The sequence below is a fragment of the Sulfurovum aggregans genome, from assembly GCF_055385215.1.
Window position 1 is genome coordinate 1,546,243 of the sequence record NZ_AP042387.1, and the last position, 26,070, is coordinate 1,572,312.

Sequence of the window (26,070 nt, forward strand, 5' to 3'; positions counted from 1 at the left end):
AATGGATATTAGAGAACTTCAAGGCTATGCCAGTTTCTTTATGACCATTGTTTTAGTGATGGTGTTGTATGGGTATATTATATACCTTTATAGAAGTGAAAAAAAGGGTGAAAAGGATTATGAAAAGTTAGGAAAAATTGCTTTGGATGATGAGATCGACAGCAAACCTATCAATGATAGTTCCGCAAGCCCAAGTGAAAACAAGGAGCAAAATAAATGAATGCGTTAATGATAAAGGGACTTCTCTTTGCAGCAGTGCTTATAGCAGCTACGATTTATGTAGTGAAGTCTATGAACATTGATTTGAGTGATCCTATCAATATAATTACGATAATTGGTGCTATAGCGATTGCAGGGCTTACAGTAGGTGTATCTATCAAATATATCAACCAGATGAAAACAGATACATCAGGTGGTAAACTTGCTGATGAGAACTGGGATGGTATCGGTGAGTATTTAAATGAACTTCCTAGTGGTTGGGCATACTCATGGTTAGGAACTGCGATTTGGGCTATGTGGTATATGATTTCAGGATATCCTGTCAATGCATTTAGTCAGATCGGACAATATAATGAAGAGGTAAAAGCTTATAATACTAAGTTTGAAGCAGTGCATAAGAATGCTGATGCAGCAACACTTCAGCAAATGGGTGAGTCTATCTTCCTAGTGCAGTGTGCACCATGTCATGGTACAACAGGTGATGGTCTTTCCGGTAAAGCACATGACTTTACAACTAGAATGAGTAAAGCACAAGTACTTGACGTAATCGAAAAAGGTTCTAACCAGTTGGGTTATCCGAGGGGTGCAATGCCTCCAATGATGGCTACAGGTCAAGATGCTGAAGATATTGCAGCTTATGTTGCCGGTGGTATGAAAGGTGAACAGCCTGCAGCTTTTGCAGCATGTGCTAGTTGTCACGGAGCAGATGGTAAAGGTATGAATGGTATGGCAGCAAATATCGCTGACTATGATGAAGCACTTATTACAAATGTTATTAAAAATGGTAAAAAAGGTGCACTTGGTACAATGCCGGCATTCCATGACAGAATGACTCCTGTGCAGATAAAAGCGCTTGCAACATACATTAAAACGTTAAAAGGATAAAAGATGGCAGCAACTGAAAATACAAATAGAGCCGTATTTGGTCTCAATGGTGTAACAGGTATGTTGATAGCAACTGTACTTTTGCTAAGTATCCTTGTCTTCCTGACAGTATGGGGTATTGGGGTACAACAAGGCAGTGCCAGTAATTACTATGATCCAACACCTATTACCGGTAGTTTGGATAATGTAAAAGCAAATAGTAAAGAAAATGCAAACTTTGCATTTGTAGATGCTAAGTAATTCATAAAGGATAAAAAATGATTACAATTATGGATAAAGTATTGGGATGGAGTATGGTTGTTTTTGCTGTATATACAGCATGGGCAGTACTTACCCCTAACCATCTTTTTATAGGATAATTATATGTTCAAAGTTCAAGTAAGGTTCGCCTTGCTTGCTTTGTTACTTCCACTTCTTCTGAACGCAACACATATTCTCAAAGATGACATTTTAAAACCTGAAGCTTCAAAACTAATTGAGCAAATGGCAGATGAGTTGCTATCTAAAACAGCTATTAACGGGTATGTAGTCGCCACTAATGAAAACTTCCCTGAGAAGTTCAATTTGGTAGCATATAGTAAGAAGTATGAAGCTAACCTAAGCAAGCCCTATGTGATGCTGATATTTGCACCCAATGCAGTGATTACCGCAAAATCTAGAACAAAAGGTAGAGTAGCACTCATTCCTTCAAGTAAAGAATTGGTGTTACTCTATGATAAAAGTGATGTCATGGATGCAACGATCGATGTAATAGCAGCAAAAGATAAAAACAGTATAGAAGATAAGTACAATATTGGCGTGGTACAAGGTTTTTCCGAATTGGCAGACCAGATTGCTGATTCAAAAAATGTTGAGATGACAACCACGCTTCCAAACGAAACACGATATATTATTACGGTGCTGAAAGTTATTGTGATTATTGGTGCACTGTTGGTATTTTGGATGTTTATTTTTAGACCGATATTTATGAGGATAAAAAATGGCAAACAATAAAGAAAAAACCTATTGGCCACATATGATACTTGGCTTTCTTATAGTTGGTATCACACTGAGCTACTGGACAGTAAAGTCTGCATCATCTCTGCCGGTGCAAGAGTCAAATGAATATATGTTAAAGTATCAGATCGCAGATATGAATATCAATGAGATCATGGAAAGAAAGATCGCATTTGATAAAAACTATGATATCAATATTATTGGTGTAGAGACAATGGTTATGAAAGATAATGTGAACAGTAAGGTTCGTCAGGTTGATCCCGTAAAGTTAAAACAGGGAATAAACATATTTAACTATACTATTTTAAAAAAAGACGGTACAGCAGTTTCAGATGCCAATGTGACATTTCTGCTTACAAGACCGCATACAGTTAAAGATGATAAACTGGTTGAGAATATTCCGTTTGAAGAGGGTAGATTCCGTATAGGTGATATCAATATCACAAAACCAGGCAGATATACTTTACAATTAAGAGCAAAAGTTGGTGAAACTATAGGGTACTCACAAATTTCTGCTTATTTAAAACCATGAGAGACCCGTTAAGCTAACGACAACTGCTTGTCGTTAGCAGGGGTGGAACCAAAGTGGTCGTAGCGAAGCGAAGCCACGACGGCTGAAACTTTAATAAGATAATCTCTTTTCATTATGAATTATCTGTCAATTTGACATATTTCCCCTTTTTGTATCGGGTTCTATGTTATACTTCTTCTCATGAATCAACTCCATATTTACCCCACATCACGAGCATTAAGAACAGTAAGTTCCCAGCATAAAGAGCAAGATGGATTTCTTCCTGCACTCATGCGTATGGATGAGTTTGAACAGCGTGCCATACTCATAGAAAACAGAATACAGATAGATCCCTTACAGCGTCTTTTACTGCTTAGAGAAGCGGCACGTTTTGAGGCTTTTGATACTTTGAATGTCAATCGGGATTTGGTACGGTTTTTTACCAAAAGTGATGCACTCTTTAAGTTCTTTGAAGAGTTGGCAGTGGAAAATATAGGTTTTGAAACTTTAGCCCAGGCAGATGCTTATGCAGAGTTTGAAGCCCATCTGTCTATCCTGGAGACACTTTTAAACAATTACAGGAAACTTCTTGATGAGAAAGGATTTACAGATAAAGCATTCATACCAGGCTCTTACAGACTCAATGAAGCTTTTTTACAAAGTTATGAAACCATAGAGATCCATCTTGAGGGATACTTGAGTTATTTTGAGTTGGCACTTTTAGAAAAAGTATCACAGCAGACACAACTTATCATACATTATACGACAAGTAAGTTCAACAAAAAAATGCAAGAACGTTTTGAAGCATATGGTCTGAAATTACCCAATGATGCGCATATATCTTTTGATTTTTCAGGTAAAAAGATCATAGAGCAGGAGAGTAACAGCGCAAATATCAATGCTTCAGTCTTTAGTGTGGAAGAGCGTGAAGAACAGATCGCTATTGCATTTGAAAAAATAGAAGAGATGGTACGTTCAGGCATAGAGCCGGAAAAGATTGCACTTATCTTGCCGGATGAGAGTTTTAAAGAGCACTTTACTCTTTTTGATACACACAACAACCTAAACTTTGCGATGGGGTATGATTATAGTAATGGACGAATCTACAAATCACTGGAAGCACTCTATGGATATTGGAAAAGCTTTGATGCCCAGAATAAGAAGTTATTGGAGCGTTACGGCTTTCAACTTGAGGAGGTAGAGAAGATAACCCCTTCCAAGTCAGTAGATATAAAAACATTCTTTACCTTACTCAATGGACTGGAATTGCTGGATATTCCACTGGAGTCTCTAGAGAAAAAAGAGAAAGTTAACGAACAAGTATATGAAAAGTATCTGCATCTCCTAAAGATATTTGAAATCCAAAAACTCTCCATAAAAGAGTGGCTCTTTTTATGGCTTAAAACACTCTCAAAAATTACCTTTGATGATGTGAGAGGGGGTAAGATCACGGTGATGGGTGTACTTGAGACCAGAGGTGTGAGCTTTGAGGGTATTGTGATCGTAGATTTTAATGAGGGTGTGGTGCCTGCTACATCCAGCAAAGATCAGTTTCTCAACTCTTCTGTGCGTGCCTTTGCAAACCTTCCTACTAAAAATGACAGAGAAGCCTTACAGAAACAGTATTACAAGCGTCTGTTGGAACAAGCTTCACAAGCAGTTATACTTTACAGCACCAGTGATAACAAACTTCCTTCAAACTTCCTTTATGAGTTGGGATTGGACAAAGCAGAACAAACAAAAGCCCAGTTTGATCTACTCTATGCACAATCATCACAACTCATAGATGAGAATGAGCCTGTGGTTGAAAACTTTGATGCACAAGCCGTTACATGGTCAGCGTCAAGACTCAAAACCTACCTGGAGTGTAAAAGAAAGTATTACTATCGTTATATCCAAAAGATAGAAGCGAAAAAAGGGGATGAGCTCATAGAGGGCTTGTTTCTACATACACTCTTAGATCATCTCTATAGAGAGCAAAGTTGCTATGACTCAAAAGAGGAAATGACTCAAGCACTTCATAAACTGATAGACGAGCTATTGCCACAAGATGACGCGAAGATAGCCTACCAAAAACTTTTATGGAAAGAGAAATTAAAAGGGTTTGTTGAGAGACAAATAGAACATTTTAAGGCTGACTGGAAAGTAGTAGAGAGAGAAAAAGAGTTCCAAGGTGATATAGGTGGTTTACGCTTCAAAGGACGCATAGACCGCATAGACCAAAATGCTACACATACACTTGTGTTAGACTACAAAAGTGGCTCAACGAAAGAGGCAAATAAATCTAAGAACTTAGAGAAACTGACAGATTTTCAGATGAGTATTTATCACCATATGCTTAGCTCAAAATACCAAAACATCACTCTGGCTTTTATAAAAATATTAGAGAACGGTGAGATGGAAGAGATAACATCTTTGGAAGAGAAGAATGCACTTTTGGCAGAACATATCATAGAGTTAAAACAGACAAAAAGTTTTGTAGCTGAAAAATGTGAAGATCTGCAGAAATGTAAGTACTGTGAGTTTACTTTGATGTGCGGAAGAGGAACGTATCTCTGATACTTAGAATGGAGTGGAGACTTCAGTCCCACAGAAAGTTTAAACTGATAGCAAGTTATATAAAACTTCTAAAAATCTATGATTGTGAGGTGGGACTGAAGTCTCCACTTCCGAGATAATATGTCAATTTGACATATTTTTCCCAAATCCCGAAATAGAAAATTCATTTCATAAAAATTGAGAGACTATAACCCGTTTTTGTCTCCGAACTGTAAAAAAGTGTGCTTAAAAGAGCTCTTTGTATCCCTATGTCAACAAAGTGGTGCGTCAAATACTCTTTTTAAAGCCATTTTCCTGATTTTTTGACATAGCTATCCTGTCACTTTGTCTGAAGAAGAAATGATAAAGGGAATGCCGCAGTGGTGAAGTTGCTACTCTAAACTGAGCAAATAGCATTGATGCCGTATGTGATTGAGGATATCCACAAACGCTTCATTGACTTTAAGCACGATTTGGCGAGCATGATGGACTACTTTACCTGCAATATGATACAGTTTATAGCGAATGGTTTGAATGGTGTGTTTTTGCCAGCTGACATGTAATATACGTTTAAAGAGTATGAACAGGTTGTATGCCAATGTACCGATATGAAAGTAGAGCGCATTGGCTTGAAAGTCTGAAGTTGGCAGGTACTTCAGATTGAACCCGTTTTTCAGTTCTTTGATTCGGTTTTCACTGGTATCACCCCGTTGTCGGTAAAAGCGTACAATCTCTTCAGCTGTTTTCTCCAAGTCATTGGTGGCAATCACACTGTAACGTTCAGAAGCGAGTGCCAGCTTCTCTTCCTGGCTTAGAAACGCCTCCATGCCATGCAGCAATGGGGTGGTGGTTTTTTTAATCACAATCATACGAAAGGCATGATCGGTATTCTGCATCGTGTGGTAAAATTCTGCTACCTCTTCTTTGAGATGATGTGCGGTACCTTTTATTGTTCTAAGGGGTTCCCAGGAATCAATTGTTTCAATGTTTGTCAGTACACTCCTGTCAAGATGCCCGCCTACCACATAGATGATATTACGATTATTGCAATAATTGAACAGTGATGACTGATACGAAGCGCTATCGGCTCTCAGATAGGAGAGTTTTCGATGTTTGGGAAGTTGTGCTTCACACTGTTTGACGAATGCAAGATTATGATCAGCAGGTGCTACATTACCGGCTCTAAACTCCTGATGAATCACATAGCCGCCATTAAGATGCCCAATGATGGGAGTAAATCCCGGGAACATTTTATAGGTGGTAAACGCAATAGATTTATGGCTTTCTATCACGGTTGCATCAATATCAAGCACCAAAGGTTCATCTATTCTGCGAAGATAGCGTTGTAGCAAGGTACGGTTGAGTTTTTCCATCCCCGACATCTTGACTTTGCCGGAGCGTTTGAGCCATTTGCCGATACTGTCTGCTGTGGGAATATGCTTTATCCCAAGTAGTTCTTGGAGTGCGTGATCGGTCTGAAGGGTGCGGATATCCTCCAGATATCTGCCTCCACTGTGTAACATTAGAACAAGTGAATGGATAAAGGTATAAGGATCGTAGCCTCGGTTACTTTTAGGTAAAGGAAGATATCGGTTGCATAACCGATCAAGCTTGATTGCTTTTAAAAACTCTCCAAAGACTGCCTCTCCTGCTCTGGGTGTCAGTCTCTCTTCGGTGCTCTCTACAGTGAAATTTAAAACACTTTGTGCCATACTTTTATCCTCCTGGAAAAAGCTCACCCATTGGGTGAAAGCGTTGAGTGGGCTTTTTCTCTGGCTTTCTTCGTATTTTACGGCATCTTCACTTATTCTTTTGTTTTTCTATTTCGGGATTTGGGATTTTTTTTGTATCTTTTTAAATAAGTGGTATCATTGTTACAATTATAATTCTAAGGATTTTTATGTCTACAACTAAAGAATTAAAAGAGTATCTGATAAATGGGGATGATGGGTTTTTATTGAACCCTGATAATAATGGGAAAACTATTATGTTGTCTGGTGCTTGGGGTTCTGGGAAGACACACTTTTGGTTGAATGAAATTGAACCAGTATTGTCTGAGAAGCTAAAAGCCAATAATAAAGCTTGTATTTATGTTAGTTTGTATGGAAAAGATAATATTGAGTCTATTAAAAACGAGATATTATTTAAAGCCTATGAGAGTATAAAAGAAGAAAATAAATTGGCAAAACGTGCAATTTCAGCTTTTGGTTTTGGAAGTCGATTATTGTCTGTATCTGCATATGGAGTAAGAGCTAATATTGGAGCAATGGGTGATGTTGTAGAAGGTTTTTTTGAGGGTAAGAAAATAGATGAATCAGAATCATTTTTAGTAGATGGTGGTCTTATTTGTTTTGATGACTTTGAAAGAAAATCTAAGCATATAGATTTAAATGATCTATTTGGGTTCATTGCTCAATTAGCATTAGATATGAATTGTAAAATAGTTATTATTTTAAATAGCGATGTTTTTGAAGGTGTAGAGAAAAAGGTCTTTAAAGCAGTAAAAGAAAAGACGGTTAACAAGTTTTTTTATTTCAAACCAGAAATTGAAGAGCTATTTCGCACTATATATGATAGTCATGAAAAATATAAACGTTTAGATAGCTACAAAGAAGAAATATTGAAAGCTATAAAAGAGACAGAAGAGTTAAATGCTCGGATATATATTCAGATCTTGGATAATTGTTTGGAGTGGGTTGAGAAGGAGTATAATGATGGTGTATTGAGGACCTTAGTTTTAAATACTATTTGTTTTATAAAAAATCATTTTATTTTGAGTTATTATAAACTATCTGCAATTAGAGAACCAAATACAGATTATAATAATCAGTGTGTAAATTATGATGAAATAAATTATTCTTCAGATATTAATAGTTTTTTTATAAATAGATTTGTATATAAAGATTTGGATAGTAAGATAGTTGTTCAGCAAAAAATATCAAGTTTTTTTAGTGATATAAGAAAATATGTTTCAGGAGAAACTTCTCAAGCAATAAAGGCACGAATAACAACTCCTATACAAAATATACTTCTAAAAGAAATAGATGATAATTATAATGAAATGAGAAACATTTTAAAGTTTGGGTATCAACTATTTGTTGCAAGAGATATTGAAAAAAATATTTATGAAGATATATCTAATTTCATTAAAACAGGCATCCTCCCTAAACAAACCAAGGAAGTGGAGACTTCAGTCCCACCAGAAGCTATGGCTGAAACAAAAGCATAAAACTTCCTTGCAGTTTAGATTGTGGGGTGAGACTAAAGTCATCACTTCCTGGATAAGGGCTTTGCCCTTTAGTGGGACTGAAGTCTCCACTTCCAATATATATAAAGGTTAAAGATTGAGAAAAACAAAACACTCAAACCTACCACACATAGACGTAAAAGACCACTATCAATTTGTAACCTTTAGAACAAAAGAAAGCATAGATAGCTACTTAAAAAAGCTATACATAAGTACAGAAACAGAAAAACTAAAACAGTACAAGATAGACACCTACCTAGACAGGTCAAAAAACGGAGCATTTTTGAATGGACAAATAATATTGGATCTTCAAAAGTACTTTAGAAGTTATGATAAAAAGATGTATGACTTGATATCTTTGATAGTAATGCCAAATCACATTCACATATTGTTCAAACAAAATGATGAATTAAAAAATATAATGAAGATACTCAAAGGCGGTTCTGCTCGTATTGTAAATAGTCTATTTAATCAAGAAGGTCAAGTGTGGGCTAGTGATTATTTTGATAAACTTATACGAGATGAAAAGCATTTTGCTTTGGTGTATGAATATATAAAGTATAATGCTGTAAAAGTTGGATTATATGATGCTAAGGAGAGATTTTATGGATGCTATGAATAACAAGGAAGTGGAGACTTTAGTCCCACTAAAAGTTATGGCTATTATAGTATATAAGGCTTCCTTGCAGTTTGGATTGTGGGATGAGACTGAAGTCATCACTTCCGAAGAGCAAGGCTGTTTATGAGTTTTAAACCATTCTTGGCTTACTCTGCCTCAGCAGGCAGCGGAAAAACCTTTGCACTTTCTGTGCGGTATATTTCATTGCTTTTTATGGGTGAGTCTCCAAGCAGTATTTTGGCTGCAACATTTACAAACAAGGCAGCCGCCGAAATGCGTCAGAGGGTGGTGGACTCTTTGCGTGGTTTGGATGATGAGGATAATGCGGCGTTTACAGAGGCTATCTGTGTGCAGACGGGACTCTCACGTAAGGTCCTGTTGGCAAAACAGCCTGAAGTATTGGCAAGGTTTTTGGCTAACAGTTCTTACATTGTCACACTTGACAGTTTTTTCTCTTCCATTTTGCGTTCGGCTTCTTTGGAGCTTGGATTGGAGCCTGATTTTGTGACCAAAGAGCAGGGTGATGAAAAGCTGGAAATGCATTTTCTTGAAGAGGTACAGGCTGAAGGTCTGCTCTCTTCGCTTGTAAAGCTGGCTATGGACATAGAAGACAAACGCTTTGGGAAGATATTTGACTTGATGCAGAACTTTTATAAGGTTGATCCACTCTTACCCAAAGCCAATACTCAAATAGTAGCATTAAGCAATATAGAGAATGAAGTAGATAGACAGAGGTCAGAAGTAGAGAAATTGGTAATCGTATCAGGAGCATCTCAAACTGCCATTAATAATTTTATTCCACGTAAAGTAAAAGATCTGTTTGGAAGAGATATATTTAAAAATGATTCACTGTTAGAAGCTAGAAATTATAAAAAATATGTAGAAAAAAATCCTACTATAGATGAAGAGTTTTTAAAACTTAAAGAAGTGTTGGCTAAATGGGCAGAGGCTCGAGAAGCCATCGTTTTGCATAACCTCTTCAAAATCTATGATTACTATAAAAATGCGACCATTACCAATGCAAAGTCTTCAGGTGTTTTGACTTTTGATGATCTGACCTATTTTACCCATAGGCTTTTGCATGAGAGTATCTCTAAAGAGTTTCTGTATTTTAAAATAGACTCTAAGTTCAAACACATTTTGCTTGATGAGTTTCAAGACACTTCTACATTACAATTCCTGCTCCTTAAACCACTCATAGATGAGATATTTGCCGGACACGGACAGAGTGAATTTAAGAGTTTCTTTTATGTGGGAGATACAAAGCAGTCGCTTTATCGTTTCCGTGGAGGGGTAGAGGAGCTGTTTGATAAAGTGGCAGAACATTATGGTGTAAAGATCGAGCAGATGGATACCAACTACCGTAGTTCTAAAAATGTCGTAGAGCAGGTAAACAGATGGTTTGAGCCTACTATGCAGGGGTATGTTCCACAAAAGAGCAAAGAGGGGGCTAGTGAGGGGTATGTTGAAGTAGTAGAGTCTGAAGCACCCATAGATGAAGCAGTCAAACAAGCCAAAAGGCTACTGGAACTGGGTGTGAATGTCAATGAGATAGCCTTTCTGGTCAGCACCAATAAAGATGGTCAGGCTCTGCAGGAGGCATGTGAGCATGAAGGTATAGACACACTCTTAAAAACCTCCAGCTCTTTGAAAAATATGCCAAAGATCGCGGCACTTGTAGCAATGGTCTCTTACCTCTTCTATGGAGAGAAGATAGATGCACAGGCATTGCTTTTAAAAGTAGGTAAATCTTTGGATGATGTAGATACTTCTTGGTTCTCCGCTTTCATGAGCCCTTTGCAAATAGTGGATAAGCTTGTACGGGAATTCGGATATTTTAATAATGATCTGAATATTTTGAAACTTTTAGAGTTTGCATCTAACTTTTCTGACATCCCTACGTTTTTAGAAGAGTTTGAAACTTCCAGTATTTCAGTGGCTGCCAACACTGTGCATGGAGCACAGATCATGACGATCCACGGTTCTAAAGGGTTGGAGTTTGAGTATGTCATCCTGCTGGACAAGCTTACGCGTCCAAATAGTGATAAAGCATCGTTAATGTATCACTATAATGATAATTTGTACATCGATAAAATACTTTATCGTACTAAAGGCAGAGAAAATTTTGATGCTGAGTATGCCTCTATCATGGAGGAGCGAAAAGCTTCTGCACTTAAAGACAGAAAAAATGTACTTTATGTGGCTTTGACCCGTGCAGTGGAAGGCTTGATAGTGGTTAAAAAGCCTAAAGAGTCTATATTTGATGAAATCAATATGGAGCAAATGTCTGTAGGTGCATTGGAAAATAGTGTAGGGGTCAACCCCTGTGTTGACCCTTTGGAGTCTGAAAAAGCTCAACATGTAACTCTCTCCAACTATGGTACACAAGATATTAAGGCAGAGGAGAAGGAAGAAGAGAAGGATTATGAGGCTATCTTGTTTGGTACGGCTTTGCATTATACCTTGGAGATGTTGGGCAGCTTTGATGAGGTGGGTTTGTGTTCTGCGATGATTGCCTTGCAAAATCGTTATGGACAACAATTGACTGCTGATAGCATAAGGCAAATAGAACAGCGTGTCAAAAATTTGATAGAATATGAAGCGTTTCAGCAGATACTTGATGGAGCGAAGATAAGTAAAGAACAGTCGCTCAGTTTCGAGGGAGAATTGAAACAGATAGATCTGCTCTTGGAGTATGACGAGCATTGTTTGGTTGTAGATTACAAGAGTTCCAAGAAGTATGCGTTAAAACATCAAAATCAAGTAGGGTATTATCAAAAAGCCATTACAAATCTCACAGGAAAAAGAACAGAAGGGTTGATTGTTTATCTTCTGGAAGAAGGAATTGAAATACTAAACTTAAATTAAACTGAATTTAAATAAATTTTAAGGTTAAGTGGGTACAATCCGTCCACAAAAGAATAATTACGTTGTAAATGTTCTATTTAAACCAAGGAAAAATCATGAAATTGACATCAGTTCTTAAACCTCATGAAGTACAAAGAGACTGGGTTTTGATCGATGCAGAAGGTAAAACTTTTGGTCGTATCTTAACTGAAGTAGCAACACTTCTTAGAGGTAAACACAAACCATCATTTACACCAAATGTAGACTGTGGTGACTACGTAGTTATCATTAACGCTGAAAAAGCAAAATTCACAGGTGTGAAACTTGAAGACAAAGAGTATTTTACTCATAGTGGTTACTTTGGTTCTACTAAAAGTAAAAAACTTGGAGATATGCTGGAAAACCATACAGAGAAACTTTACAAGCTTGCTGTCAGAGGTATGCTTCCAAAGACTACTCTTGGTAGACAAATGCTTAAAAAACTTAAAGTATATGCTGGTGCTGAGCATCCACATACTGCACAAATCAATAAAGGAGCATAAGCATGGCAACTATTTATGCAACAGGAAAAAGAAAAGCGGCTATTGCTAAAGTTTGGATGACTCCAGGTAACGGTGAAATGCTTATCAACGGTAAAACACTTGACCAATGGTTAGGTGGACATGAGACACTTAAAATGAAAGTAAGACTTCCTCTTGAAGCAACGAAGCAACTTGAGTCTATGAATATCAAAGCAACTACCCTTGGTGGTGGTTATTCTGCTCAAGCAGATGCACTTAAACATGGTATTACTAAAGCGCTTGTTGAGTTTGAACCATCTTTCAGAGCAATCCTTAAACCAATGGGTCTTCTTACTAGAGATTCAAGAGTGGTTGAGAGAAAGAAACCAGGTAAGAAAAAAGCGAGAAGATCTCCACAGTTCTCAAAAAGATAGTCGGTTCTCCGATTTCTTTTTACAAAGTCTCTTTGGAGGCTTTTACCTCTTTGCAAGAGTTTTTCTCTCTTGCAAATTTATTTTAATTTCTAATTTGGATTTACCAAATAATAACTTCCTGCAAACAAAATAATAATAATGAACAGATATTTTACAGCAACAGCCGTAAAGCTGACTACCTGGCATCCTGTACATGAAATGACTCTGCTTGCTTCATATTTGGCATAGGCGAAGTAGGCTACGACCAAAAAGAGTGAAGCAACCGTAGCAAAGATATCATATTTATACATAGAATGCAGTGTCTCTTTTGTAACATCAAATAGTGGTGCAAAAAGTGTCAATGCTTCAAAAAAGAGAAGTTTGGACATAACGCTTTTGAAATACTCTCTTTTAGAGATTGTGGAATTGGCATTAAATTCACCGGTTGCTCCGGAAATAGAGAGATTTTTTTCTACACGTTTTCTATTTTTTCTATCCAATTTGTTAGCAAAAGTACCACCAAAAGTGTAATCAAATTTTCTTTGCAGTAAAAAACCATATTTTCCTTCAGCACTCATAGAGTGTTGTTTTCCTGTTCGATCCTGATATATAAAGGTGATTTTTTCATACCTGGGTATCTCTTCTTTGATATTGGGTAGATACAGGGAAGTCTCAATAGAAGTTGCTTTTCCTTCGACTTTAAGTACACGTGGGTTGATAAACTCTTGCCAATTTCCTTCCGGATCTTTAACGACAACAACAGAAAGAGGAATGGCTATTTGTATAGCAGCTAAACCTTTTGCATTGTGAGATTCTATAGTATCTTTCATGTCATCTATAAGAGTGAAAAGTTCGTCATTAAAATGTCGTACATCTGCTGAAGCGATATTGATTCGTTCATCAGGATAGAGAATGATTTGTTTAACCATATGCGTTCCTTGTTATTATAGGTTTTGTTATAAAGTAGGGAGAAGTTAGGAAGAATTAAATTCTTGTATGTATTCCCAAGCAAAAGCTTGGGAATAAGATTTTAATGGTGTGATTTTAAAATAAGAATTGTCATTCTAATATTGATAGCGATAAATCTAACGATCTGCCAGAGGACACACGTTCTTAGCCATTTCTGAAATCCCATCGGGATCATTGTACCAAATTGTGGACTGTATGGATCGATATGTTTTACATGTTCTGTTGCCATTTTATTCTCCTGTTGTTTTTTTAATTATATTTAAGCGTGGAAGTTCAAAACTCTCCACTTTTTATTCTGGAATCAAAGTCCAACCCGGCTTAAGTTTTGCTTTCCATAGGAAAAGGTGATGCAGAATATGTTTGACCCAATGTGCTGCCAGGCCAAGTTCACCTGTAGTACCATTCATATCTCTACCTACACCCGGATATTTCTCAAAGTCAGGAACGATAGGATAAACAGTCATTGCGGCAGCAGTACCATTGAATAATCCTTTACCGGCAGAAGCAACACAAGCGGCTCCCATCTCTGACATACATGCTGTATGGGTCGGTTCTGTAGCACCGTTCACCATCATATCAACAATACTCTGTGCAACAGCTTTACCCATCATTGCTGAAGGCATACCTGTTCTTGGTGGAGTAGGATTGATTGGTGTGCCATTTGGAGAAGACATAGGTTTAGAGATTATGTGCGGTGGTGCAAAAGCAATGCCGACAGCAAACATATTTTTATATGTAGGGTTCTGTAGAGTTCTTGGCCAGTCAGATGCTTTCCAGTTCTCATAAGCACCTGCATCATATTTTGCATCTACTTTCATAAATCCGTTCGGAGCAAATATAGTATCTGTGATATCAGATCCGTCTTTGGCAAAAGCTTTAAGGCCAACTCCGGCAAATGGAGGGATAAGCATTGCAAAATCAAATTCCTGCTCGTCCATAGTTCCATCAAGTGATTCATAGGTTACTTTTCCGGCTTCAACATTATTGACATGTGCACCAAGGATCCAGTTCATACCTCTTTCTGCATAGAGTGATTCTGCGAATACTTTACTTGATGTAGCATATCCACCCATGCTGAAGTGGATACCACCCATACCAAAGTCCCCAAGGAAAGATTCGTTGGTAATAAAAGTAATATCTGCCATATCTCTTACACCTTCTTCTTTGAGTTTATGCTCAATATTGAAGATATATTCAAATGCTGCACCCTGGCATGTACACATACCGTGACCTGTACCGATGAGAAAGGACTGTCTTTCACCTTTTCTCATTTTTTCGATGCATGCTTTTAGTTCAAGACTTGCATGAATCGCATGATCTGCAGTACATACAGAAACTGTATGTTCACCAAGTCCGCCTTTACCGTCACTCAGTCCCGGTGTTGCACCAAAGTTCAGTTTTGGACCTGTTGCATTGATGAGGTAATCATAAGTAAGTTCTTCGCTCTGTCCCTCTTTTCCCTGACCTGTATATTCAATAGTAATATAAGAGTCGTTATTTTTATTGTTCCCTTCAGGATGAATAGAGACGGCTTTTGCCTGTCTAAAGTCAATTCCGGCTTTTTCATACACTGGAGCAAGAGGAAAGACAACATCCTCTTTTGTCATTTCACCTACACCTACCCAGATGTTGGATGGAATCCAGTTCCATTGTGAATTTGGTGTAACGACCACTACTTCGTGTTCATTCCCCAGCCATTTTCTTGCGAATGATGCAGCCGTGTGTCCTGATACACCGCCACCCATAATTACTAATCGTGCCATAGCTTTCCTTCATGTTAAAATATTGTTCATAATTATTCTAGGGTAAGAATATTTAAATATAAATTAATTCTTATAATTTAATCTATTTAATTATAAATTCTTATCTAACAGCTTAGGAAAAATTACATTAAGATGATTTTGAAAGATAGATATAGTTCAATTAAATTGATGAAAATAGGACAACTTATATCCGAATTAATTTTTATAGGGTTCTTTTAGTTATAAATATGATAAAATTTGCTTCATGATAATAAAAATAATGATATAGATCATAAATAAACATTAACAATTATATTAATATAATAAAGAAAGGTATTCTACATTCATGATACGTTTATTTCAAATCTTGTTATTATTATGTTTAATAATTAGTAATAGTTATGCAATAATTTGGAATAATCCTCATGATATCTCCAAGGTAAAGCAGGAAGTACTGTTCTCTTCATTTTCCCTACCTCTCAGGCATCTTGATCCTGTTGTTTCTTATAGTGCTAATGAATGGGCTATAATAGGCCAGATCTATGAGCCACCTTTGCAATATAATTACCTTAAACGTCCTTATGAACTGGAGTCATTGACTTTAACTAAAATGCCAACTATCCGTTACTTGGACAAAGATGGCAATAAGGTAGATGAGAGTTCAAATGAAGTTGTGTTTTCCCAATATCGTTTAGATTTGAGAAAAGATGTTAAATATCAAAATCATCCATCATTTGTAAAAGATGCAGAGGGCAGGTTGGTTTACGGTGCATTGGGTGAAGAGGAACTAAAGACTATTCACTCGCTTGATGATTTTAAAAGAACTGCAACGCGTACATTGGTAGTGTCCGACTATGAGTATGCTATCAAGCGAATGGCAGTAAGGCAAAACCACTCACCTATTCTGGATAGTATGCAAGAGTATATTGTTGGCTTAAGGGAGTTCTCTAAGCAGATCACTGAAATAGCAAAAGAGAAAAAAAAGAGCAATCAGACTTTAGATCTGCGTCCTTACTCTATTTCGGGAGTGAAAGTGATAGATGACCATACGCTAACTATCAGGATAAAAGGCCGTTATCCCCAATTTCTCTATTGGCTTACTATGAACTTTTTTGCCCCTATCCCCTGGGAAGCAGATCTGTTTTATCAGCAGAGTGGTTTGATAGCAAAGAACCTGACACTCAATTGGTTTCCTGTCGGAACCGGTGCTTATTTTTTAGCTGAAAATAATCCAAACAGACAGATGCGACTGCTTGTCAATCCTAATTATCACGATGAACGGTATCCGACCTTGAGTCAAGAGGAGATGGAAAAATACAGTGTTTCAAAAGTGCTGCTCAAAGATGCGGGGTTAAAACTTCCTTTTATCAAAGAGATCATCTACTCTTTAGAAAAAGAGAATATCCCTCTATGGAATAAATTTCTACAAGGATACTACGATGCATCGGGAATAAGCTCTGAAGCCTTCGATCAGGCAGTGCAGCTCTCCTCGACAGGCAGTATGGGGTTAAGCGGTGAGATGAAGGCAAAAGGGATTGAACTGAAAAGTTCCGTACAGCCCTCTATCTTCTACCTGGCATTCAATATGGTTGATCCAGTTGTAGGCGGCTACTCCGAGTCAGCCAAAAAGCTGCGTCAGGCTATAAGTATTGCCCAAAATCAGGAGGAGTATATCTCCATCTTTACCAATGAACGGGGAATTGCGGCTCAGGGCCCCATTCCTCCGGGAATTTTTGGTTATGAAGAGGGAGAGAAGGGAACAAATAAAGTGGTTTACGATTGGATAGAGGGTAAACGGGTCAGAAAATCTTTAGCAGTTGCAAAAAGACTATTGGCAGAGGCAGGATATCCCAATGGGATTTCCAAGGAAACAGGTAAACCTTTAAAATTATATTATGATACTACAGCCACAGGTCCTGATGACAGAGCATTGATGGATTGGAGACGAAAGCAGTTTGACAAATTGGGTATTCAGTTGGTGATCCGTGCTACAGATTACAACCGTTTCCAGGATAAAGTAAGAAAAGGAAAAACACAACTCTTCTCATGGGGTTGGAATGCAGACTATCCTGACCCTGAAAACTTCTTCTTTCTGCTCTATGGCGGAAATGCTGCTGTGGATACTAATGGTGCCGGTATCAACAGTTCAAACTATAAGAACCCGGAGTTTGACAGACTTTTCAATAAGATGAAAACCATGAAGAATACGTCCAGGAGAATGCAGATTATCAAAAAGATGTTAAAGATCGTAAGAGAGGATGCCCCCTGGATCTGGGGAGTACATCCAAAATCTTTGGCTCTGTCTCACCAGTGGTATACCAATGTCCTGCCTCATGCAATGGCAAACAATACACTGAAATATAAACGGATCGATGCCGGGCTAAGAGTAAAAAAGCAACAGGAGTGGAACCAACCGGTTATTTTGCCTTTGATCTTGTTGGCATTATTCTTGCTGCTTGTGGGTTTTCTTCTTTATCGTGCTTATCTCAACCGACAAAAAATGATTATCAGCCAGGGAGAGAATTAAATGTTCGCCTATATCATTCGAAGAATACTTTATGCTATACCGATCCTCATTGGTGTAAACCTCATTACTTTTATGCTCTTTTTTATGATAAACAGTCCTGATGATATGGCAAGGGCCCAACTGGGAGCAAAACAGGTGACTCCTGAACTTATCCAGTCTTGGAAAGAAGAGAGAGGGTATGATAAACCTCTTTTCATTAATCACAGTTCAGAAGGTATTTCCAAAGTGACCGATACGCTTTTTGTCCAGGAATCATTGAAACTGTTTCGTTTTGATTTTGGTTTTTCTGATGCGAACCGGGATATAGGTTCTGACATTAAAGAGCGGATGATGCCGAGTTTAGCCATTGCTCTGCCTACATTTATTATCGCTTTGATCACCAATATCTCTTTGGCACTGCTGCTCGTACTCTTTAGAGGGTCTATTTTAGATACCAGTATGATGATCGTTGCTGTTATGATCATGTCGATCTCCGGCCTTTTTTATATTATTGCAGGTCAGGTTCTCTTTTCCAAGATTTGGCACTGGGTACCTATTTCCGGTTTTGAGTCAGGTTGGGGTGGGGTGAAATTCATCATTCTTCCTGTGATGATCGGTGTATTTGCCGGGATCGGTGCAGGAGTACGTTGGTATAGAAGTATTTTTTTGGAGCAGATCAATCAGGATTATGTTCGTACAGCAAGGGCCAAAGGCCTTTCTGAACTCAAAGTGCTTTTTGGGCATGTGCTGCGAAATGGTATGCTGCCTATTTTGACAGGAGTGGTTGTTATTATTCCTTCACTCTTTATGGGAAGTTTGATCATGGAATCATTTTTTGGGATCCCTGGTCTTGGGTCTTATACTATAGATGCGATCAATTCACAGGATTTTGCTATTGTGAAAGCAATGGTGTTCTTGGGTTCAGTACTTTATATTATAGGTTTGATCCTTACCGATATCTCCTATACCTTGTTCGATCCGAGGGTGAAATTGTCATGAAACTTATTTTACTGTGGACAGATATCATGCTTTGGATCCTGGTCATTTCACTACTGGCATGGGGTTGGTCCATCTCCCGTTCTCCCCAGGTTAAAAAACAGTGGCATACTGTCTTTAAATCAGATATTGCTATGGCTTCGGCTATTATACTGCTCTTCTATCTGTTCTTTACATTACTTGATTCTGTACATCTTCGTTTTTCTGATGCGTCAACAGAAGTTCAAGGTCAAACCATACAATATAAAGGAAAGATAGTCAGTCCTCTTGATCTGATATTTGCACATAATATACAAAGTACAGAGCGGACTTATTCTGCACCTTTTGCTACACATGAGTATGCCAAATCCATTGTGGTTGATGAGAGTGGTGTGACAAAGCAGAAATATTTGCCTCTAAAGCATGTTTCCCAGAGTGATGATATTTTGATAAGATCTCTTGTGGCTGTTGTTACGGGCTTGCTGATCAGCGGCTTGCTGATCGTGCTTCATGTTCTTTGGCGCAGTCAAGGCAACTTTAGAGATGAATTTAAAAACAGTTGGCAGGGAAAGACGATCCTGCCTTGGCGAACAGCCTATTTGACGGTCATCTTTCTGACAGTGATATTCACCTGGCTCTATATGCTTAGTTTCCATTATCATGTACTGGGCACGGACAAAGTGGGTGGAGATGTGCTTTATCAGAGTTTCAAGAGTATCCGAACAGGAGTACTGATAGGGATACTGACTACATTGATCATGCTGCCTGTAGCTGTGATATTGGGAGTAAGTGCCGGACTGTTCGGCGGCTGGGTGGATGATGTGATCCAATATCTCTATACTACATTAAGTTCTATTCCAGGAGTGTTGCTCATTGCGGCAGGGGTACTGGTGATGCAGGTGATGATGGATAATCATCCCGGGTGGTTTGAAACAACACTGGAACGATCAGATCTGCGCCTGATGTTCCTGATCATGATACTTGGAATCACAAGTTGGACCGGACTTTGCAGGCTGCTTCGTGCAGAGACTCTGAAGATTTCCCAAATAGAGTTTGTTACAGCAGCCAAAGCATTCGGTGTGAGTAAATTAACGATCATTCGCCGTCATATCATCCCAAACCTTATGCATATTATTCTTATTTCGGTGGTACTGGATTTCAGCGGTCTGGTACTTGCCGAAGCGGTGCTCTCATATGTAGGAGTAGGGGTAGACCCGACCATGTACAGTTGGGGGAACATGATAAACCAGGCACGTCTTGAGATGGCAAGAGAGCCGATGGTCTGGTGGTCTCTGTTTTCTGCATTTGTCTTTATGTTTATCCTGGTATTGGCTGCAAACCTTTTATCTGATCGTATTCAGAAGGTATTGGATCCGAGGAATAAGGTATAATCCCAAATCCGTAATATAGTATAATATGCGTTTTTAATGTTGTATGCGGATGATTATAAAGAGAAAATCAAAAGTATTTCCGGAGATAAAAGTGAGTAAACAGCAACGGAACATAACTCAAAACCTTGACTTTTGCAGTGCACTATGCTATACTTCTGGCAACATACTCCTTCCACCTCTTTGCAATGTGCCAACGAGGGAGTGCTTCTTATGATTTCTAAAAATTTCACAAAAATACACCTTAGTTATGATGAACAGATAGATTTGTTAGAGTCTCGTGGACTTATTGTCACTGATAGGGAATTGGCTAAGAAAAAATTAAAGCATATCTCTTACTATAGACTGAGTGCATATTTTTTACCTCTGCAAAAAGAAAAAGACGCGTTCATTGTCGATACACGATTTGAAGAGATATTACGACTCTATTATTTTGATAAAGCATTGCGAAAAATAATTTTTGATGCCATAGAAACAATAGAGGTCAATATACGTGCAAATATTGTCTATAATTTTTCGAAACATACGGCTGCATTTGGTTACATGAAAAAAGAAAACCTTAATACAAGTTACTCTGAATACTTTAATCTTATGCAAACGATACAAAGAGAGACAAATCGTTCAAAAGAAGCATTTGTAACACATTTTAAAGAAACATACAATTCGGATATTTTACCTATATGGATGGTGGTGGAGATCATTTCTTTTTCTACATTGTCGAAGTTTTTTAAAGCTTTAAAATCTGAACACGAAACCATGACTACAGAGTTAAATATACCTTCTAAAGTGTTAAAGAATTGGTTACATGTGATGAACCATATTCGTAATATATGTGCACATCATGGACGTCTTTGGAATAAACAGTTTTCTATCAAAGCACAAATACCTAAAAAATTACCACAATTTAAAGGCTTAAGGAATGATAAAATCTTTATATTGATTATGATATTGGATTATATGTTTAAGTACTTAGATACAGCAGATGGTTTTAGTGAGAAGATCAAATCCCTTTTGAGAGAATATCCGGAGATATCATTGGAGGCTCTTGGTTTTACGGATGATTGGAATGAAAGATTGAGATAAATAGTGAATAATATATTAAGCGTAGAAAACCTAACTCTTGCCATTGGTAAACAGAAGCTTCTGAAATCTGTAAGTTTTGAGATTAGAAGAGGTGAGATATTTGCTCTGGTAGGGGAATCCGGAAGTGGAAAGTCTTTGACTTCTCTGGCTATTATGCGACTGCTCCCCGATGTTATATCGGTGAGTTCCGGAGACATTAAATTAAAAAATAACTCTCTGTTCGCCCTTCTTGAATCACAAATGCAGAAGATCCGAGGTAAGTCGATCGCCATGATCTTTCAGGAGCCTATGAGTGCATTGAACCCTGTGATGACAGTAGGCGACCAGGTTGCTGAAGTGATCAAGATCCATTTGGGTTTAAAAAAAGATGCTATTAAAAAGAAGGTGATCTCTCTTTTTGAAGAGGTAGCCCTCAAAGATCCTCATGAGAGATATAACTGGTATCCACACCAACTATCAGGTGGACAGAAACAGAGAGTTATGATTGCTATAGCACTAGCCTGTGAGCCTGATCTGTTGATCGCTGATGAACCAACAACCGCACTTGATGTAACCATACAGGCAGAAGTTTTAAAATTACTCAAAAAGATAAGAGCCCAGAGGAATCTCTCTATACTTTTTATTACCCATGATATGGCTGTAGTTGCCCAGATGGCAGATAGAGTGGCTGTGATGCGCCGTGGAGAGATTTTGGAACAGGCGGATTGCAAAGTCTTTTTTAATCATCCTCAACATCCATACACAAAAAGCCTACTAAGGGATGCTATGGGGACAAAAGAGGAGAGAGAGACTCAAAATGAGCCGGATAGACTACTTGAAGTAGAGGGCCTAAAGGTTTATTTTCCTATTAAAAAAGGTTTGTTTCAACGAACTGTCGGTTATGTCAAAGCGGTTGATGGGGTGAGTTTCTCCATTCCAAAAGGCAAAACACTTGCTTTGGTTGGTGAGTCAGGAAGCGGGAAAAGTACAATAGGTCAAGCGATACTCTCTTTAGTTCATATCACTGACGGAACAGTAAAATTTGAGAACCAGAATCTTGGTAGATTAAGTGAGGCAGAGCTGAAACCCTATCGTCGCAAGATACAAGTTGTTTTCCAGGATCCCTTCTCTGCACTGAATCCTCGTATGACCATAGGTGATATTATCCGTGAGGGTATGATAAGTCTGGGGGTAGGTCCAAAAGAGAGAGTCTCTCAGGATGAACGTATACAAGAATTACTTTTAAAGGTCGATCTGAAAGCAGAACATGCCTATCGTTATCCTCATGAATTTTCAGGCGGACAAAGGCAGCGAATAGGTATTGCACGGGCATTGGCTGTAGAGCCTGAACTGATTATCTGTGATGAGCCTACCTCGGCACTTGATGTCTCTGTTCGTTCGCAAGTACTTAAACTGCTTAAAAAACTACAACAGGAGTCAGGGGTATCCTATCTTTTCATTACCCATGATCTATCTATTGTTCCTACTATCGCCGATGAGGTAGCTGTGATGAAAGAGGGGAAAATAGTTGAACATGGCTCTATGCTGAATGTGATGGAAACCCCACAGCATGCATATACAAAGAAGCTGTTGAAGTCAGCACCGAAATTACCAAACACTAAATAAAGAAGAAAGAAGAAAGAATGATAATACTATTTGACCTTGACGGAACACTTATTGATTCCACTGAAGCGATACTGGAGAGTTTTTCTGTTGCATTTAAAACATTTGAAGAAGAAGTACCGCCTGATGAACTGATCAAAGCTGAGATAGGACACCCTTTGGATCATATGTTTTCTACATTGGGTGTAGAAAAAGAGAAAGTATGGGATTATGTGAATGCATATAAAATGCACTATCGAAAGATCTCCTGTGCCAAGACAGTGCTGTTACCTGGTGCACGGGAAGCAGTGGAATTAGCCAGAGAACATGCAACATTGGGTGTAGTGACAACCAAGACAGCAAAATACTCCATAGAACTTTTGGAACATATGGGATTAATGGGCTATTTTGAAGTACTTATAGGGAGAGAAGATGTGATGAATCCTAAGCCGCATCCTGAACCTATAGAAAAAGCACTCTCAAAGTTACCAACTGTTACAACTGAAGTTTGGATGATCGGTGATACCTGTATGGATATGCTCTGTGCTAAAGATGCAAATATCGGTGGAGTCGGTGTTACATGCGGATATGGTAATGTGGAAACATTGTCAGAATGTAGTGATAATATCTATCAAAATGCACTTGAAGCGGTTAGATTTATAGCAAACAAATAACATAGCGTTAAAAATATAATAATTTCAACACGCTTTAAGAGTGTGGACATTACAATACTTCATGATTGATAATACTATCGAGGAGAAAATATGGTAGAAATTAGATGGCACTCACGTGCAGGTCAAGGTGCCGTAACCGGTGCAAAAGGTTTAGGAAGCGTTGTTGCTACGACAGGGAAACAAGTACAGGCATATGCACTTTACGGTTCTGCAAAACGTGGAGCTGCAATGAATGCATATAATAGAATTGATGATGAACCTATTACAAATCAGGAAACAAAAATGTATCCTGATTATGTATTTGTTATCGATCCTGCGTTGGCATTTACAGATGATATTACGAAAAATGATAAGCCGGAGACACAATATATCATTACATCGCACCTTTCAAAAGAGGATTTGATCGCTCAAATTCCTGCATTACAGGATAAAGTAGAGAGAACACATGTGGTTGACTGTATGCAGATCTCACTCGATACGATCGGTAGAGCAATGCCAAATACCCCTGTATTGGGAGCATTTATGAAAGTATCTAAAATGTATGAGTTGGATTTCTTTTTGGAAAATATGAAAAAAGTACTTTCTAAGTTCCCACAGAAGATCATTGATGCCAATATGGAAGCGATCACAAGAGCTTATAACGAAGTGAAATAGGAAGGGAGACAAGATGAGTATTACAGGTTCAGTACCAGGAACAGATAAAAGAGGTATTAGAGAGTTAGGTGGTGAAGAGAAAGTAGGCTGGGATGAAGTAACCCAGGGAGTTGCAATCAATTCGTTCATAGGCGAAACAGAAAATGCAGCCTTCTTAAAGCCTGAAGAGAGAAGCTATAGTGATTTCAACTCTTATACAGCAACAGTGGCTTCTTGGAGGATCATTAAACCGGTTTACAATAGAGATATCTGTATTGACTGTCAAAACTGTTGGGTATGGTGTCCGGATACATCGATCATTTCAAGAGACAAACAAATGTTGGGAATCGATTATGATCACTGTAAAGGGTGTGGGGTATGTGTAGAAGTATGTCCTACGAATCCGAAATCACTACTTATGTTTAATGAGGCTGCAGATAATGATGAAGAACTTGCTGGTTGGCCCGAGAAGCAGAAAAAAGAGAAGAAATAAAGGACTGTTATGGCAAAAGAATTTGATTTAAATGAAGTAGAAGTTTGGGATGGTAACTACGCTGCCTCTCAGGCATTAAGACAAGCTCAGATCGATGTTGTTGCGGCATATCCTATTACACCTTCAACTCCGATCGTTGAGGGGTACGGAAGTTATGTAGCAAATGGTTATATCGATGGCGAATTTGTTATGGTTGAGTCTGAGCATGCTGCAATGTCGGGATGTATTGGTGCGGCTGCTGCAGGCGGACGTGTTGCAACAGCAACATCTTCACAAGGTTTTGCATTGATGGCAGAGACACTTTACCAAGCATCAGGTATGAGACTTCCGATCGTACTTACAGTTGTGAACAGAGCATTGGCTTCTCCACTGAATGTTCGTGGTGACCACTCAGATATGTATCTGGGTAGAGATTCAGGCTGGATACAGATCGATGCATTTAATGCTCAAGAAGCGTATGACCTTGCACTGTGTGCATTTAAAATTGGTGAGAACCAGTCTGTAAGACTTCCGGTCATGATGCACCAAGATGGATTTACTACATCACACAAAGCACAGAATGTGTATCCGTTAAAAGATGATGTAGCTTATAATTTTGTAGGTGACTATGTCCCTGTGGATGAAATGCTTGACTTTACAAGACCTGTAACACACGGTGCACAAACGGAAGAAGATTGGCACTATGAGCATAAAGCAAAACAACATAAAGCACTTATGGACTCACGTCCGGTGATCGATGAAGTATTTGCCGAGTTCAAAAAATTGACAGGTAGAGAGTACAAAAGAGTTGAGACTTATATGATGGAGGATGCTGAAGTGGCATTGGTTCTTCTTGGGTCAAGTGTTGAATCAGCGGTATTGGCTGCAAAACAGTTAAGAGAAGAAGAAGGAATCAAAGTAGGTATTGTAGCACCTAGATGTTTCAGACCTTTCCCTTATGATCTCATTAGAGAAGCATTGGATATCCCGTCGCTTAAAGCAGTATGCTGTATGGATAAATCAGCACCGGGAGGTGCGATGGGTGCACTTTTTAATGAAGTATCTGCAGCAGCATATACAACAAGCAGCAGACCGATGATCACAAATTATATTTATGGTCTGGGTGGACGTGATTTTGCTATTGATGAAGCAAAAAGAATTATGAAAGAGCAAAAATCACATGTTGATGCCGGGCATATTACAACAAATATCCAACAGTTTTCTGGACTTAGAGGTCCGAAACTTGGATTTTATGAGACAAGAAGGAGCTAA

Annotated in this window: 24 protein-coding genes; 20 read left to right on the top strand and 4 right to left on the bottom strand. The window is 38.3% G+C overall.

The features are described from left to right. Position 1: 1 nt before the first annotated feature. The 6 genes from ACZ48W_RS07860 to ACZ48W_RS07885 all read left to right on the top strand — a co-directional run bounded on the left by ACZ48W_RS07860 (position 2) and on the right by ACZ48W_RS07885 (position 5,170). Positions 2-220: a cytochrome c oxidase, cbb3-type, CcoQ subunit gene (locus ACZ48W_RS07860; protein ID WP_464827793.1), complete on the top strand. Its 219-nt coding sequence runs from the start codon at positions 2-4 to the stop codon at positions 218-220. After that, the gene (locus ACZ48W_RS07865) at positions 217-1,104 is read left to right on the top strand and encodes a c-type cytochrome (RefSeq protein ID WP_464827794.1); all 888 of its coding nucleotides are present in this window, start codon (positions 217-219) and stop codon (positions 1,102-1,104) included. The genes ACZ48W_RS07860 and ACZ48W_RS07865 overlap by 4 nt, the downstream gene beginning before the upstream one ends. A gap of 3 nt (positions 1,105-1,107) precedes the next feature. Then, positions 1,108-1,344 (top strand): DUF4006 family protein, encoded by a 237-nt coding sequence (locus ACZ48W_RS07870; RefSeq protein ID WP_464827795.1) that lies wholly within the window; start codon positions 1,108-1,110, stop codon positions 1,342-1,344. Between the two features lie 123 nt (positions 1,345-1,467). Further along, positions 1,468-2,097, top strand: coding sequence for a hypothetical protein (locus tag ACZ48W_RS07875; RefSeq protein ID WP_464827796.1), 630 nt, complete (start codon positions 1,468-1,470; stop codon positions 2,095-2,097). Then, positions 2,084-2,632: a FixH family protein gene (locus ACZ48W_RS07880; protein WP_464827797.1), complete on the top strand. Its 549-nt coding sequence runs from the start codon at positions 2,084-2,086 to the stop codon at positions 2,630-2,632. The genes ACZ48W_RS07875 and ACZ48W_RS07880 overlap by 14 nt, the downstream gene beginning before the upstream one ends. Before the next feature lie 180 nt (positions 2,633-2,812). After that, positions 2,813-5,170, top strand: coding sequence for a PD-(D/E)XK nuclease family protein (locus ACZ48W_RS07885; protein ID WP_464827798.1), 2,358 nt, complete (start codon positions 2,813-2,815; stop codon positions 5,168-5,170). Positions 5,171-5,541: 371 nt separating this feature from the next. On the opposite strand, the gene ACZ48W_RS07890 is transcribed toward ACZ48W_RS07885, so the two are convergent. Continuing rightward, complete coding sequence (locus ACZ48W_RS07890; RefSeq protein ID WP_464827799.1) at positions 5,542-6,861, bottom strand: IS1380 family transposase; 1,320 nt, start codon at positions 6,859-6,861, stop codon at positions 5,542-5,544. Positions 6,862-7,049: 188 nt separating this feature from the next. Here ACZ48W_RS07890 and ACZ48W_RS07895 point away from each other — a divergent pair, with 188 nt between their 5' ends. The 5 genes from ACZ48W_RS07895 to rpsI all read left to right on the top strand — a co-directional run bounded on the left by ACZ48W_RS07895 (position 7,050) and on the right by rpsI (position 12,796). Beyond that, the gene (locus ACZ48W_RS07895) at positions 7,050-8,378 is read left to right on the top strand and encodes a hypothetical protein (RefSeq protein WP_464827800.1); all 1,329 of its coding nucleotides are present in this window, start codon (positions 7,050-7,052) and stop codon (positions 8,376-8,378) included. A 115-nt stretch (positions 8,379-8,493) separates the two neighbouring features. Further along, the gene (locus ACZ48W_RS07900) at positions 8,494-9,018 is read left to right on the top strand and encodes a transposase (protein WP_464827801.1); all 525 of its coding nucleotides are present in this window, start codon (positions 8,494-8,496) and stop codon (positions 9,016-9,018) included. A 120-nt stretch (positions 9,019-9,138) separates the two neighbouring features. Then, on the top strand, positions 9,139-11,883 hold the full coding sequence (locus tag ACZ48W_RS07905) for a RecB-like helicase (protein ID WP_464827802.1): 2,745 nt from the start codon (positions 9,139-9,141) through the stop codon (positions 11,881-11,883). 95 nt (positions 11,884-11,978) lie between these two features. Then, positions 11,979-12,404: a 50S ribosomal protein L13 gene (rplM, locus tag ACZ48W_RS07910; protein ID WP_464827803.1), complete on the top strand. Its 426-nt coding sequence runs from the start codon at positions 11,979-11,981 to the stop codon at positions 12,402-12,404. Positions 12,405-12,406: 2 nt separating this feature from the next. Further along, positions 12,407-12,796 (top strand): 30S ribosomal protein S9, encoded by a 390-nt coding sequence (rpsI, locus tag ACZ48W_RS07915; protein WP_464827804.1) that lies wholly within the window; start codon positions 12,407-12,409, stop codon positions 12,794-12,796. Between the two features lie 89 nt (positions 12,797-12,885). On the opposite strand, the gene ACZ48W_RS07920 is transcribed toward rpsI, so the two are convergent. From ACZ48W_RS07920 to ACZ48W_RS07930, 3 genes are all read right to left on the bottom strand, one after another. Beyond that, positions 12,886-13,704, bottom strand: coding sequence for a peptide deformylase (locus ACZ48W_RS07920; RefSeq protein WP_464827805.1), 819 nt, complete (start codon positions 13,702-13,704; stop codon positions 12,886-12,888). A gap of 101 nt (positions 13,705-13,805) precedes the next feature. Beyond that, a complete protein-coding gene (locus tag ACZ48W_RS07925; RefSeq protein ID WP_464827806.1) occupies positions 13,806-13,973 on the bottom strand; it encodes a hypothetical protein in 168 nt (55 codons plus the stop codon). Positions 13,974-14,034: 61 nt separating this feature from the next. Next, positions 14,035-15,507, bottom strand: coding sequence for an NAD(P)/FAD-dependent oxidoreductase (locus ACZ48W_RS07930; protein WP_464827807.1), 1,473 nt, complete (start codon positions 15,505-15,507; stop codon positions 14,035-14,037). A 532-nt stretch (positions 15,508-16,039) separates the two neighbouring features. Here ACZ48W_RS07930 and ACZ48W_RS07935 point away from each other — a divergent pair. From ACZ48W_RS07935 to ACZ48W_RS07975, 9 genes are all read left to right on the top strand, one after another. Beyond that, positions 16,040-18,013 (top strand): ABC transporter substrate-binding protein, encoded by a 1,974-nt coding sequence (locus ACZ48W_RS07935; RefSeq protein WP_464827808.1) that lies wholly within the window; start codon positions 16,040-16,042, stop codon positions 18,011-18,013. After that, a complete protein-coding gene (locus ACZ48W_RS07940) occupies positions 18,014-18,991 on the top strand; it encodes an ABC transporter permease (protein WP_464827809.1) in 978 nt (325 codons plus the stop codon). After that, entirely contained in the window at positions 18,988-20,358 is a 1,371-nt protein-coding gene (locus tag ACZ48W_RS07945) for an ABC transporter permease (protein ID WP_464827810.1), read from the top strand. The genes ACZ48W_RS07940 and ACZ48W_RS07945 overlap by 4 nt, the downstream gene beginning before the upstream one ends. 210 nt (positions 20,359-20,568) lie before the next feature. Further along, positions 20,569-21,438 carry an Abi family protein gene (locus tag ACZ48W_RS07950; RefSeq protein WP_464827811.1) on the top strand — a complete coding sequence of 290 codons (870 nt, stop codon included), beginning with the start codon at positions 20,569-20,571 and terminating at the stop codon, positions 21,436-21,438. A gap of 3 nt (positions 21,439-21,441) precedes the next feature. Continuing rightward, entirely contained in the window at positions 21,442-23,043 is a 1,602-nt protein-coding gene (locus ACZ48W_RS07955) for an ABC transporter ATP-binding protein (RefSeq protein WP_464827812.1), read from the top strand. A gap of 17 nt (positions 23,044-23,060) precedes the next feature. Continuing rightward, a complete protein-coding gene (locus ACZ48W_RS07960; RefSeq protein WP_464827813.1) occupies positions 23,061-23,693 on the top strand; it encodes an HAD family hydrolase in 633 nt (210 codons plus the stop codon). A gap of 90 nt (positions 23,694-23,783) precedes the next feature. Beyond that, complete coding sequence (locus ACZ48W_RS07965; protein ID WP_464827814.1) at positions 23,784-24,347, top strand: pyruvate flavodoxin oxidoreductase subunit gamma; 564 nt, start codon at positions 23,784-23,786, stop codon at positions 24,345-24,347. Positions 24,348-24,360: 13 nt separating this feature from the next. After that, on the top strand, positions 24,361-24,819 hold the full coding sequence (locus ACZ48W_RS07970; RefSeq protein ID WP_464827815.1) for a 4Fe-4S dicluster domain-containing protein: 459 nt from the start codon (positions 24,361-24,363) through the stop codon (positions 24,817-24,819). A 9-nt stretch (positions 24,820-24,828) separates the two neighbouring features. Beyond that, a complete protein-coding gene (locus tag ACZ48W_RS07975) occupies positions 24,829-26,070 on the top strand; it encodes a 2-oxoacid:ferredoxin oxidoreductase subunit alpha (protein WP_464827816.1) in 1,242 nt (413 codons plus the stop codon).